The sequence below is a fragment of the Chitinophaga oryziterrae genome (genome assembly GCF_009758125.1).
Lineage (GTDB): Bacteria > Bacteroidota > Bacteroidia > Chitinophagales > Chitinophagaceae > Chitinophaga > Chitinophaga oryziterrae.
Genome location: NZ_WRXO01000001.1, coordinates 1,772,090 through 1,785,691, shown reverse-complemented (window position 1 = coordinate 1,785,691; position 13,602 = coordinate 1,772,090). Strand labels below are relative to the sequence as shown.

Sequence of the window (13,602 nt, the reverse complement as noted above, 5' to 3'; positions counted from 1 at the left end):
TCTCTTTATTGCATGATTAGGAAGAAGGCAAAATACCAAGAATATCAACAGCAAACTGATGCCATATTGCTCTTTTATGCAGTTATATTCGCGCTATATCTAATCTTTAGCTGCTCGAAAAACAGGTGTTCTTCGATTTCACGGACATGCCCCGGAGCAAGTTCCCCCAGTTCAAGATCTTCAATTGAGGTACGGATCAGGCGCTGACAACGATGCCCGATGGCCATCACCATTTTACGTACCTGGTGGAATTTTCCTTCTGTCAGCGTAATTTCAAGCCAGGTATGCGGTAACAGCTCTCTGAATGCCTGTGGCCGGTGGAATAGTCCGGCAGGCTTTTCCACGATCGCGGCATGACAGGGAGTAGTGAGGTAATCCGCTCCGCCAGCGATAACAATTGTGATACCGGTTTTCAATTGTAACAGTTCTTCCGGGGTCACCACACCTTTTACCATCACAAGGTAAGTTCGCTTATGCGGCACCTCTCCCTGGAATAACAACTTTGTTACTTTTTTGTTGGTAGTGAGGATGAGCAATCCTTCAGAATGGTTATCCAGACGACCGATAGCATGTGTCCCCTCCGGGAAATCGAAATCAAGATCGCCCAGGAGCCGCACTTTATCAGGACTGATAAACTGGGAAACCATCTCAAAAGGTTTGTGTATTATAAAGTACCGGTGTCCCGAATCATTCATCTTGCTAAGATATGACCAAATCTGATCAATATTTATTCTATCATTTATGCTAACTATGAATAATTTACAACCATGAAACAAATATTGATTGCTTTTTTACTGGCAGGGACCTGCGCAAGTGCCCAGCTTAAAAAGGATTATCCTATTCAACCGGTGGCTTTTACACAAGTACATGTGTCCGATAGTTTCTGGGCGCCTAAAATAAGAGTGAATGCAGATGTGACCATTCCGTACACCCTGGAACAATGCCGGAAAACAGGACGCATCGATAATTTCAAAAGAGCGGCACATACTATTCCCGGCGATAAAATGACGGAATATACTTTTGATGATACTGATCTCTATAAAGTGATAGAAGGGGCTTCTTATGGCCTGCAAATGAAGAAGAACCCGGAACTGGAGAAGTACCTGGATACACTGATCGCAATCATTGGCGCTGCACAGGAAAAAGATGGTTATCTGTATACTTTCCGTACCGTAAACTCTTCCACTCCTCATCCCTGGATGGGCAGCAAACGCTGGGAAATGGAAGAAGACCTGAGCCATGAACTGTATAATTCAGGGCATCTTTTTGAAGCTGCAGTGGCGCATTATCAGGCTACCGGCAAACGCAACCTGCTGGATATCGCAATCAAAAATGCGGATTTACTGGTGAAGACTTTCGGATTTGGGAAAGAAGAGAAATTCCCTGGGCATCAGATCGTGGAAACAGGCCTCACTAAAATGTACCGCGTTACCGGCAAAAAAGAATACCTGGACCTGGCAAAGTTTTTTCTGGACGTACGTGGACCAGGCACACCTAATAGCGGAGAATATAATCAGTCGTACAAAAAAGTAACCGATCAGCATGAAGCAGTAGGGCATGCGGTCAGAGCTACCTACATGTACACCGGCATGGCCGATGTGGCAGCGCTTACCGGCGATCAGAAATACCTGCATGCGATAGATGATATCTGGGATAATGTGGTGGATAAGAAGCTGTATATCACCGGCGGTATCGGTGCTACCGGCAACGGGGAAGCTTTTGGGAAAGATTATGAACTGCCCAATATGTCTGCCTATGCAGAAACATGCGCAGCTATAGCGAATGTTTACTGGAACAGCCGGATGTTCCTGCTGCATGGAGATGCAAAATATATCGATATCCTGGAACGAACCCTGTATAACGGTCTGCTGTCGGGGGTTTCCCTTAGCGGTGACCGCTTTTTCTATCCGAACCCATTGGCGTCTATGGGGCAACACCAGCGTAGTGCCTGGTTTGGATGCGCCTGCTGTATTTCCAATATGACACGTTTTCTGCCGTCTATGCCGGGGTATATTTATGCGCAGGATAAGAATAACCTGTACGTGAATCTGTTTGTAGGCAGTACTGCCAGTATCCAATTGCCAGCCACTAAGGTTAGCTTAACGCAAAAAACTGATTATCCCTGGAACGGAGCGGTAGCCATCACCGTTAACCCAGCTAAAGCAGCTGCCTTTGCATTGCATATCAGGATACCAGAATGGGCTAAGGGGCAGCCGGTACCAGGAGACCTTTATCATGATAAAGACAGTACCTCAGCACCGGTGGTGATCACCTTAAACGGTAAACCGGTGAAGTATGAACTGGTGAAAGGATATGCGGTATTACAGAGAAGCTGGAAAGCCGGAGACAAGATCAATATTGATTTCCCGATGGAAGTACAGAAAGTACTGGCCAACAGTAATGTGAAAGAAGATAAGAACCGCTTTGCACTGGAACGCGGTCCTATCATGTATTGCCTGGAAGGACCAGATAACAAGGATGCTACCGTGCAGAATATTGTGGTGGATAAAAATGCGGTGATCAACGCCGTGTATAAACCGGATATGCTGAATGGCGTTACCATACTGCAAATGCCGGGCGCTTCTGCCAGCAGGCAGTTGAACAGCGATGAGCTGATCAATTCCGTACAGACGGTGACGGCTATCCCCTATTATGCCTGGGCTAACCGCGGCGCCAGTGAAATGACCGTATGGATCCCTTATGAGGCATCTGCAGCCAGGCCCAAACCTGCGCCAAGCATCGCTTCTAAAGCCACCATTACCGCTTCTGTACCTAATAAGCGTATGTACATGGCACTGAACGACCAGTACGAGCCGGTAGATTCAAAAGATAACAGCGCCCTTTATATGCATTGGTGGCCTAAGAAGAATTCACTGGAATGGGTACAGTACACTTTCGACCAGGAGTATACCGTCTCTTCTTCACAGGTATACTGGTATGATGACGGTCCGTTTGGCGGATGCAGAGTACCGCTTACCTGGCGGATCCTTTATATGAAAGATAATGAGTGGGTGCCTGTTGTGAATACGACTCCTTACGAAATAGCGAAAGACAAATACAATTCCGTACAGTTTGAACCGGTGAAAACAACGGCTTTGAAACTGGAAATACAACTGCCGGTAGAAAATGCATCAGGGATTCATGAATGGATTGTGAAGTAATACTAAAAAATTTAGTTTACTTTGTAGTCACATGTCACTTTTCATCACATCATTGAATTCGGGAAGCAACGGGAATTGCTATTATATCGGGAATGACCGGGAAGCTATCCTTGTTGATGCCGGCATTTCCTGCAAGGAAACGGAGAAGCGCATGCGTCGCCTGGGATTGAGTATGGATAAGATAAAGGCGATCTTTATCTCTCATGAACATACGGACCATATCAAAGGCGTACAGGTGATATCCAAAAAATACCAGTTACCGGTTTATATTACTAATGATACTTTACTGAATGGCGGACTTACCCTGAATGAACAACATGTGTTGTCCTTTCAGGCGTATGTCCCTGTTCAGATAGGAGATATTTCCGTGACAGCCTTCCCTAAATTTCATGATGCGGCAGAGCCTCATAGTTTTATAGTGGCCTGTAATGAAATAAAGATCGGGGTGTTTACGGATATAGGAGCCCCCTGCGAACATCTCATCAAACATTTCCAGCAATGCCATGCGGCATTTTTAGAAGCGAATTATGATGAGCAGATGCTCGAACAGGGACGGTACCCATATTATCTGAAAAAGCGTATCCGCGGCGGGCATGGGCATCTGTCCAATACACAGGCACTGGAGTTGTTCAGGACACATAAGCCTGCCTTTATGAGTCATCTGTTATTATCTCATCTCTCTAAGGATAATAATAACCCCGAGCTGGTGCTGAACCTGTTTAACCAGCATGCCGGCGATACTAAGATCATTGTTGCTTCCAGGCATGAAGAAACGGAAGTGTATTATATCAGTCAAACCACTCCCCCGGTCGTAAAGATCAAACCACTACAATTATCCATGTTCAACTAAGATCATCTTTTAACCTGATCCTCATCATATTCCTTTATTTACCTGCCGCATAATTTTGTACTATGTACAATGCAAATTATATCTCAGCAGCAGAAGCCGTGAAATGCGTAGAATCCGGCAACCGGGTATTTATCCATGGTAGCGCAGCTACTCCCCAATACCTGTTACAGGAACTTCAGCACAGACACGCAGAGTTACACGACGTGGAATTAGTGAGTATTACTACCCTTGGAAATGTTGATTTTGACAACCCGCTTTACCGCAAAAGTTTCTTCGTAAATTCTTTATTTGTCTCGGCGGCTACACGTTCAGTGGCGAATAGTCATGACGGCGATTATGTCCCCATCTTCCTCAGCCAGATTCCTCAGTTGTTCAGGAGGAGTATACTTCCGGTGGATGTAGCGCTGATATCTGTATCCCCTCCGGATGAACATGGTTACTGTTCCCTGGGAACCTCTGTGGATATTGCCCGGGCAGCCGTGGAAATGGCTAAATATGTGATTGCACAGGTAAATCCGTTAATGCCCAGGACGCATGGAGAGGGCTTTATACATATGTCCAAGATTCACGCTGCGGTATGGCAGTCCGCCGCTTTACCTGAGCTGGACTATTCCAAATGTACAGAGGTAACGGCTCAGATAGGCCGGAATGTGGCTTCCCTGGTGGAAGATGGCGCCACTTTGCAGTTGGGTATAGGCAGTATCCCCGACCAGGTATTAAGGAATTTAAGTCATCTTAAAAACCTGGGATTACATACAGAGATGTTGTCTGACGGAGTGATCCCTTTATTAGAAAGTGGTGTGATCAATAATACGCAGAAGAAAGTAAATATCGGCCGTTCTGTTACCGCTTTTATGGCGGGCACCCGTAAACTGTATGATTTTGTGCATGACAATCCGTCTATCAGGGTAATGGATATCGGTTATGTGAATGATACAAGCGTTATCCGTCAGAATCCCAAAGCTACGGCTATTAACAGCGCGATTGAAATAGATCTTACCGGACAGGTTTGTGCGGATTCCATTGGCACTTATCAATACTCCGGTATCGGCGGACAAATGGACTTTATGAGAGGTGCGTCTTTGTCTGATGGCGGCAAACCTATCATTGCGCTACCTTCTGTGACCAACAAAGGAGTTTCCAGGATCGTGCCTTTCCTGAAAGAAGGAGCCGGTGTGGTCACTACCCGTGGGCATGTACATTGGGTAATTACAGAATACGGCATTACCGACCTGTTTGGTAAAAATCTGAAACAACGGGGCAAGGCGCTGATAGAACTAGCCCATCCTGATCACAGGGAGCAACTGGAAAAGGCCTTCTTTGAACGGTACCATTAATTATCAGAGTGCATGATACGCTTACGGTGTTTCAGCCCCCATTTAGCTAATTCTCCTATAATATCTTCCAGGGTTTTACCATAAGGGGTGAGTTCGTACTCTACGGTTACCGGTTTGGTATCGTATACCGTTCTCTTTACCAACTCATTCATTTCCAGATCCCTGAGTTCTTTGGAGAGCATTTTAGAGCCAACGCCTTCTACTTCGCGTTGCAGCTCCATAAAGCGTCTTTTGCCAAAGCTCAGCGAGCCGATGATGGCTATTTTCCATTTGCCGTTAAGCAGGTCCAGGGTATCATGAATGGCTCTCAGTTGGCCGACACAGGCCTCGGTCATTTCTGTCGCTTCTATTTTCTTACTCATAACATCTCAGTTAGTTTCCTCAAAGAAAGTACTTTCGTATTGGAAAGCACTTCCAAAAGTAAAGTATGTTGCCGAAATTTGCAATTATGAAAATGAAAGTAGAAATCTGGTCGGATGTGATGTGTCCGTTCTGTTATATAGGTAAGCGCAAATTTGAGGCTGCCATGAGTAAATTTACCGACGCTGCCGGTATAGAAGTGGAATGGCACAGTTTTCAACTGGACCCGACCATAAAATCCGGGCATGACAAAGACCTGTACCAGTATTTATCTGAAAGAAAAGGTATTCCTTACGAACAGGCAGTGCAGATGAATGCTCAGGTGGCTGCAACGGCCGCAGCAGCGGGGATTACGTTTAATCCTGCCAATGCCGTAGTGGCTAACTCCTTTGATGCACACCGCTTAATTCATCTTGCCAAAAAGAATAACCTGGGTGATGAAGCAGAAGAGCGTTTATTCAAATCCTATTTTACAGAAAGCAAGGATTTCGGGGACCATGCGGTACTGACCCAATTGGGTAAGGAGATTGGCTTAGATGAGGCAAGTGTAAAGGAAACCCTGGCCAGCGATGCCTATGCAAAAGATGTGAATGCAGATATTAATGAGGCACAGGCATTGGGAATCAGAGGTGTCCCTTTCTTTGTATTTGACCGTAAATATGCTGTTTCAGGTGCGCAGGCATCTGAAATATTCCTGGAAGTATTAGATAAGTCTTTTGCTGAATGGCGTAAGGAAAATCCTGCTTCGCCATTTGAAACAATAGAAGGTGAAGTTTGTACACCGGATGGAGAATGTAAATAAGATATCAGGGGTTGCTGCCTTTCGGTAACCCCTGAGTACATGCTAATTAACTTCGGCATATACGCTGCGCGACTTTTTAATCCCCTTCATATTAGCATTTGCCCACTCTGCCAGGGCATTCAGCAACGGTACCAGCGTTACGCCTGTATCCGTTAAAGTATACTCTACTCTTGGTGGTATTTCCTGGTACATCTTACGGGATACTAACCCGTCTTCCTGCAGCTTTTTCAATGTTACCGTCAGCATCTTCTGAGAGATATCCCCAATGGTTTCATACAGATGGTTAAAACGCATGGTCCCTTCCTCTCCCAGGGTGGTGATCACCAAAACAGCCCATTTATCACCTATACGGTCCAGCACAGTTCTTACCGGGCAATCAGGATCTCTGTTACGATTTTTCAAATTATTTTCCATGTTAATCAGTTGATGTTCAGTATTACTTACCCCAAAGTAATTGGCAAACCTTTCAGTACCTTATTGTTTGATATTCAATAACTTAATATCTTTGACTTACCAAAAGTAACTTACTACCGTTGGGTATGTAAAGATACTATATATAGTCACTAAATAAACAATTATTATGATTCTTGTAACAGGAGCAACCGGTCATTTAGGAAAACTCACCATCGATTTCCTGCTCAAAAAACAATCTGCAGATACTATTGCTGCTTTAGTAAGAGATACTGCCAAAGCAAAAGACCTTACCGTACAACTGCGCAAAGGTGATTATTTCGATTACCCTTCCATGGTGGAAGCATTTAAAGGTGTGGATACATTGGTACTGGTATCCTCAGGTTCCCTGGAAGACAGGGTACAACAGCATAATAATGCTATTAATGCTGCTAAAGAAAGTGGTGTAAAACATATTATTTATACCAGTATGCTGCGTACTTCCCTTACATCCAAATTTACTGCCGGCATTGATCACTTTCATACAGAAGCTTCTCTGAAAAGTTCAGGTATCCCTTACACGGTATTACGCAATACCTTCTATGCAGATGTAATTACCCTGCTGGCTGGCGATGCACTTACAAGCGGTAACTGGTACTTTGCAGGGGGTACTGCCCAGGCTAACTTTGCTTCCCGTAAAGAGATGGCAGAAGCGCTGGCGAATGTAGCTGCTGATCCTTCCGCACATAAGAATAAAATATATGAGATCACATCAGGCAAAACTTACTCACTGCCTGAAGTAGCTGCTATCATCAGCAAAATCACCGGCAAGACTTTAAACTATACGCCTGTATCTCTGGATGACCAGACAGCTGCCCTGAAACAGGCTGGTTTACCAGAACCTGTTATTGGATTACTGAACAGTATTGCAGAAACAATTTCAAGCGGTGAACTGGACTTTGTAGATCCTGCTCTGGAGAATCTGTTACACAGAAAACCACTGGACCTGGAAGCAGCGCTGAGAGAAATACTGAAATAATTGATGCTGTCCGGATAAAAAAAGGTTGTTACACAATGACAACCTTTTTTTTATTAACGCAAATACACTCCAATTCTGAATTCTTTCTGGATTTATTATTAAAACCAAATTAAAACCTCCTTAAGTATTTTTAATAAATTCTCAATTCTGAATTCTTTCTGTAGTTAGCGTTACCAATGCGTTAAGGAAAGATTACGCTTACATTAATTCATTATTTGCCCTAAAATTTAATATGCCCCCTTCGTAGTATTGTCCCACCAAATCTACAGCTAACATGAAGGGACGTTCTTTCTTCTACATCCAATTATTTGCGTTATTATTTTTTTTCCAGACACTTGTTGCGGGAGATATCAAAGGACATATTTTTGATAAAAATACAAAAGAACAACTGATAGGTGCAGCTATTACACTGCAACCTTCAGGTAAAAAAGTACAGTCATCCCTGGATGGCAGCTTTAGCTTCAAAGGCCTTACGGCAGGGCATTACAGTCTATCCATATCCTATGTCGGTTATACTGTTTCAGATACCAGTATTGAAGTAACAGATAATGGTGTCAGCAACATCAGTATTTATCTTTCTTCAGGCATTTATAACCTGTCGGATGTTGTAATTAAATCAGGCAAAAATGAGGGTTCCGATGAATATGCCAAAAGAAGGGAGCAGACAGCCAACAACATTGTAAACATTGTTTCTGCGCATGCTATTGCGATATCACCTGATATCACGGTAGCCAATGTAATGCAGCGTATCTCCGGTGTTTCTATTGAACGCGGCAGTTCTGGTGATGGTCAGTATGCAATTATAAGAGGCATGGATAAAAGGTATAATACCACGCTTGTGAATGGCGTGAAAATCCCTAGTCCGGATAACAGGAACAGATATGTTCCACTGGACATATTCCCCGCAGAATTACTCGACAGAATAGAGGTGATCAAATCACTGACACCTGATATGGAAGCAGATGCTGCCGGTGGGGTGATCAATCTCGTAATGAAAAACGCACCGGATAAGTTTAAGCTGGAAGGCAACGTAGGTACGGGTTATAGCCAGATTATGCTGAACAGGGATTTTGCTTCTTATTCGAGATCTCATGTAAGTAGTAAATCACCTTCTGAAATCACAGGGCCAGGTCTATATGCACCCATATCAGCATTCCCTTATCAGAATATAATGACAACTACCGGTAAAGCGCCTGTGAATAAGAATGTTAATCTTACACTGGGCAACCGGTTTTTAGATAATAAATTAGGTGTTATTTTCTCAGGCAGTTATCAGAATGCATACAGGGGAAGCAATTCAAACTCATTATTGCAAAGCCCTACAGTACCACCGGCTGCGGATGCCGGTCATCAGCAGCAACCAGCCTTCTCTGATATATTTGCCCGTCAGTTTAATTCACGAACGGACCGTTCCGGACTTGAAACAAAGATTGACTATAACTTCAATGCAGGCAACTCTATCAGTCTGTTTGCCACTTACCTGCAGTTAAATGAACAACGGGTAAAAATAACCAGCGACTCACTGTTAGGTGGTTATTCTACTGCTTATAATTATGTAGGTTCCTACTCTATTTACCAGCGTCAGGAAATAAGAACAGACCTGCAAAACATTTCCAATGTTACTTTACAGGGTAAGAACACATTAACGAATAAGCTGACAACTGACTGGTCACTGGTAGCTTCAAAAGCAAAAAGGGAGGTACCTGATAATGCGCAATTCTCTACCGCACAAGCGGTAAATCCCAACACCAACGATGGTACATTCACCATTTCACCAGCCGTAGTAGGAAATGAATCCCGTGAATGGATCCATAATACAGATAAAGACCTTGCAGGCTATCTCCATCTTCATTATAAAGCGGGTACCAAAAGCCTGTTTGGGTTTGGAGGGATGTACCGTCATAAAGAAAGAGATAACTACGACAATGCATATAAACTTACACCTGTAAGTGATTCCAATTCAAATACCCAGCTGTATGTATCCATACCGGCATCGAAGTTCACATTCGTACCTGCCAATGCTGCTTTAGGTAACGCGGCAGGCAATCCCGGTATTTATAATTTCAAAGAGAATGTAGGCGCTGCTTATGCGGACCTGAAGTACAATGTGAATGACCGTATTGAATTATTAGGTGGCATAAGGGTAGAGAATACACATCAGAATTATGTATCGTCTTTACCGGTAACTGTAGATGGGAAGTCGGCCGATATCAGTTATCTGGACGTATTGCCCAGTCTCCAGGGTAAATATTCCCTTGATGCAAGAAGAGCTATACGGTTCTCTTATTTCAGGTCTATCTTCCGCCCTGCTTATGCAGACCTGATCGCATTCCCTGAGCGTGGAAGCTCCAATGACAATTATGAAACGCAGGGTAATCCGCATCTGCAGCATACTGTTATTGATAATATCGATCTGCGTTATGAGATGTTCCCTAAAGGGCTTGATCAGTTCATGGTCGGCGCGTTCTATAAATTCATCAGTAACCCGATCGAGTATGCTTTTACACAGAATGGTTTTGGTGGCATCATACTTTCTCCCAACAATTTCGGGAACGCCAATAACTTTGGATTTGAGGTAGTATTCAGAAAGTACTTCAGCAACTTTGGCGTATCGGGTAACTATACTTATACGCACTCTGTTATCAACTCCACGAAATTCTTTTATTATCAGTCTGCTTCAGGCGAAGCCATTAATGCAAAGGTGGATGAGAGAAGGCCCTTACAGGGACAGAGCGCTCATATAGGCAATTTCTCCCTGCTCTACAAGAGTACCAAAAACAAGATAGATGCACAACTGGCACTGGTGTATACCGGTGAAAGGATCAATACGCTTTCCCTGTACAGAGGGCTTGACAACTGGGAGAAACCGACTGTGAACCTCGACTTTTCCGCACAAAAGGAATTTGGTCATCACTTCATCATTTATGCAAAAGTGAATAACATCCTCAATACGCCTTTCCATTTAATTATCAAACAGAACAACAGTAGTTACAATGGTAAATACAAACTGCCATTCCAGGAAAGTCCGGATTATGTAACCGTACAATACGACAAATTTTACGCTTCATATTCTTTAGGGTTCAGATTCAATTTTTAAAAACAAAATAAACACACATGCAACAAATTAAAATTGGCAGTATCTATGCTTTACTGGCATTTGCAATTGCATTAACATCCTGCTCAAAGTCGGATTCTTCTAACGTTTCTGTTGGACAGATACAGGTAGGACAGGCAGTAAGCGCCTCCACACCTTTATCCGGCGCTATCAAGGGTACGATGCTGACAGGTGAAACCTACACGATCAATGGTGATGTAACCATAAACGCCGGCGATACACTACTGATCCAGAAGGGTGTAACTGTTAAAGTAAACAATGCAGCTGCTATCGTTGTAAAAGGAACGTTTGTTAGTCTGGGTACCAAAGATGCCCCGGTAACAATCACGGATCCATCAAGAACAAAAACTACCGGTTCATCTACGGCCACTTCAGACTCTGCTTATGCCGGCGGATGGTCAGGGATTTATTGTGATAAAACCTGTCCGTTGCTGGTAATCAAGTGGACGCATCTTGATTTCTCCGGAGCAGGTATACAGTCCATTCCTTTTACAGGTCCTTCTGTAGGAGATCAGTATTGCATTTACTTCGGCAATCCTAACGGTAACTTTATCCTGGAAGATTCCTGGATCTATGGTACACCGGATGATGCGGTACGTTTCTATGGTGGTCATGTTAACATCATGCGTAACACGCTTGAGAAATGCGGTGGTACTGGTGGAGATGGCTTCAATGCAAAAGGTGGTACACAGGGCAATATGGCGTACAACCTGATTATAGGAGGAGCTACCAATGGTACTAAATCTGCCAATGACGGTGGTATCCAGCCACAGTGTATGATCGCTATGTATAACAATACATATGTGAATGACGGTTACAGGAATGCAGGTACGTTTGGTGCAAGAGGTGGTTCTGTAGAAGTAGAGAACAACTCAAGAGCGCTGGTATATAATAACCTGATCGTTAACTGCCGCTTTGGTGTAAGGATCGCAGGTGGTAATAATGTGACTGCCAAAGTTTACCTGGCAGATACAACAGGCCCACACACAGGTGATCCGATTGCCCAGACAATGTATGGTCATAACTTCTATTACGCAGATGATGTAACACTGGCCAACCAGTTCTTACCAACTAATATTGCGCAGGCAGTGGTGACTCATCCACAGGCTTCAGATGTTCCTGATATGGCTACCTTCCTGGGCGCATCCTATACTTTTGGTATGCAGTACGATGGCACTTCACTGGTTAGTAAGAACGATCCTTTGTTCGTGAACTATCCGCTGCCTAATAAGAACTATCAGACACAAGCTTCTGTAGATAGCTATAATTTCCATTTACAGGCCACATCACCAGCCGTTGGCAGAGGTTACCAGTCATTCACTCCTATCTCAAATGTACCTGTTGATGCGAACTTTGGTTCCAGCGGTATTACTGGTCCGGGTAAAGACTTAGGCTGCTACCAGTTGGATGGTACAGGCAATCAGCACTAATATTTATTTGTATGTCAAATTTAGCTCCGTTAGGAGTCTCCTAAGTCGCGAATGTCAGGGGACTCCTAACGGAGTCTGGGTTTGATAAGATATTATATTCTACAAACACGTCGCTCCTAACGGAGCTAAATTTCATCAATACACATAATTAATCCTATATTGATAATTAGCATCACAGCTACCCAGCTCTTTAGTAACCCAATTATTGTTTTAATGTATGAATACTATCCGGCATTCCATTATTCTTTGCCTGGTTATATCCAGTGTTTCCTGTAAGAAAAATACTGCTCCTGTTACGACTACCATCACTATTGATACTACACTTATAACAGGTATAAAAGCAACCTTACCGGCAGTATTGAAAGAATCATCAGGATTATGTTATACAGATGGGCAGTTATGGAGTTTTGGAGACAGTGGTAACCCCAATAATATTTATAAGATTGATACCACTACCGGGGCTGTATTACAAACGGTAACCATCGCTAATTATGTGAATGTTGATTGGGAAGATATTACTGCCGATGCATCCTATATTTACATTGGCGATTTCGGGAATAATAGTGGAGACAGAACGGATCTGAAAATTTTACGGGTAAAAAAATCAGATCTCATTAATAGCACGAGTGTGAATGCAGAAGCGATCAATTTCTCCTATACAGATCAGACAGATTTCACGGCTAATGATAACAGTAATTTTGATTGCGAATCGCTGCTGGTTATGCATGACAGTCTGTATATTTTCACCAAGGATGCCGGTGATCTGAAAACCCGTTGTTACAAGATGCCTGCTATACCCGGTACTTACGCACTCTCTCCTTTTACAACATTTGATTCACAGGGGAAGATTACCGCTGCTGCCTATAATCCTGACACAAAAGAAGTGGCTTTACTGGGTTATATGAATAAGAAGATACAACCCTTCATCTGGTTATTGAATGGTTATACCTCGGATAATTTTTTCAGCGGCACAACCAAACGGTTTAATATAGGGAACCAGTCCGACTGGCAAACAGAAGGATTAGATTATATTACTTCAGGCAGGCTGTTTATGAGCTGCGAAAACAGTAGCAGTCATGCTGCTACCTTGTATTATGTGCAGAAAGAAGGGTTTTAGC

Annotated in this window: 11 protein-coding genes; 8 read left to right on the top strand and 3 right to left on the bottom strand. The window is 43.5% G+C overall.

Annotated elements, in window-relative coordinates; translation table 11 throughout:
* Positions 1-74: 74 nt before the first annotated feature.
* Positions 75-695, bottom strand: coding sequence for a pseudouridine synthase (locus GO495_RS07375; protein ID WP_157299028.1), 621 nt, complete (start codon positions 693-695; stop codon positions 75-77).
* A gap of 72 nt (positions 696-767) precedes the next feature.
* Here GO495_RS07375 and GO495_RS07370 point away from each other — a divergent pair, with 72 nt between their 5' ends.
* From GO495_RS07370 to GO495_RS07360, 3 genes are all read left to right on the top strand, one after another.
* Positions 768-3,161 carry a glycoside hydrolase family 127 protein gene (locus GO495_RS07370; RefSeq protein WP_157299027.1) on the top strand — a complete coding sequence of 798 codons (2,394 nt, stop codon included), beginning with the start codon at positions 768-770 and terminating at the stop codon, positions 3,159-3,161.
* A 31-nt stretch (positions 3,162-3,192) separates the two neighbouring features.
* The gene (locus GO495_RS07365; protein ID WP_157299026.1) at positions 3,193-4,011 is read left to right on the top strand and encodes an MBL fold metallo-hydrolase; all 819 of its coding nucleotides are present in this window, start codon (positions 3,193-3,195) and stop codon (positions 4,009-4,011) included.
* Positions 4,012-4,073: 62 nt separating this feature from the next.
* Positions 4,074-5,348, top strand: a complete 1,275-nt coding sequence (locus GO495_RS07360) for an acetyl-CoA hydrolase/transferase family protein (protein ID WP_157299025.1) — start codon at positions 4,074-4,076, stop codon at positions 5,346-5,348.
* Here the strand turns inward: GO495_RS07360 and GO495_RS07355 are convergent.
* Entirely contained in the window at positions 5,345-5,710 is a 366-nt protein-coding gene (locus GO495_RS07355; protein ID WP_157299024.1) for a winged helix-turn-helix transcriptional regulator, read from the bottom strand. The two genes, GO495_RS07360 and GO495_RS07355, sit on opposite strands and share 4 nt — an antisense overlap.
* Before the next feature lie 86 nt (positions 5,711-5,796).
* Here GO495_RS07355 and GO495_RS07350 point away from each other — a divergent pair, with 86 nt between their 5' ends.
* Positions 5,797-6,510 carry a DsbA family oxidoreductase gene (locus GO495_RS07350; protein ID WP_240915164.1) on the top strand — a complete coding sequence of 238 codons (714 nt, stop codon included), beginning with the start codon at positions 5,797-5,799 and terminating at the stop codon, positions 6,508-6,510.
* Between the two features lie 42 nt (positions 6,511-6,552).
* Here the strand turns inward: GO495_RS07350 and GO495_RS07345 are convergent, their stop codons facing one another.
* On the bottom strand, positions 6,553-6,924 hold the full coding sequence (locus GO495_RS07345) for a winged helix-turn-helix transcriptional regulator (RefSeq protein ID WP_205691211.1): 372 nt from the start codon (positions 6,922-6,924) through the stop codon (positions 6,553-6,555).
* A gap of 166 nt (positions 6,925-7,090) precedes the next feature.
* Here GO495_RS07345 and GO495_RS07340 point away from each other — a divergent pair, with 166 nt between their 5' ends.
* The 4 genes from GO495_RS07340 to GO495_RS07325 all read left to right on the top strand — a co-directional run bounded on the left by GO495_RS07340 (position 7,091) and on the right by GO495_RS07325 (position 13,601).
* A complete protein-coding gene (locus GO495_RS07340) occupies positions 7,091-7,939 on the top strand; it encodes an SDR family oxidoreductase (protein ID WP_157299023.1) in 849 nt (282 codons plus the stop codon).
* A 274-nt stretch (positions 7,940-8,213) separates the two neighbouring features.
* Positions 8,214-11,036, top strand: coding sequence for a TonB-dependent receptor (locus GO495_RS07335; protein WP_157299022.1), 2,823 nt, complete (start codon positions 8,214-8,216; stop codon positions 11,034-11,036).
* A 17-nt stretch (positions 11,037-11,053) separates the two neighbouring features.
* A complete protein-coding gene (locus tag GO495_RS07330; protein ID WP_157299021.1) occupies positions 11,054-12,484 on the top strand; it encodes a hypothetical protein in 1,431 nt (476 codons plus the stop codon).
* A 217-nt stretch (positions 12,485-12,701) separates the two neighbouring features.
* A complete protein-coding gene (locus tag GO495_RS07325; protein ID WP_157299020.1) occupies positions 12,702-13,601 on the top strand; it encodes a hypothetical protein in 900 nt (299 codons plus the stop codon).
* Position 13,602 lies beyond the last annotated feature (1 nt).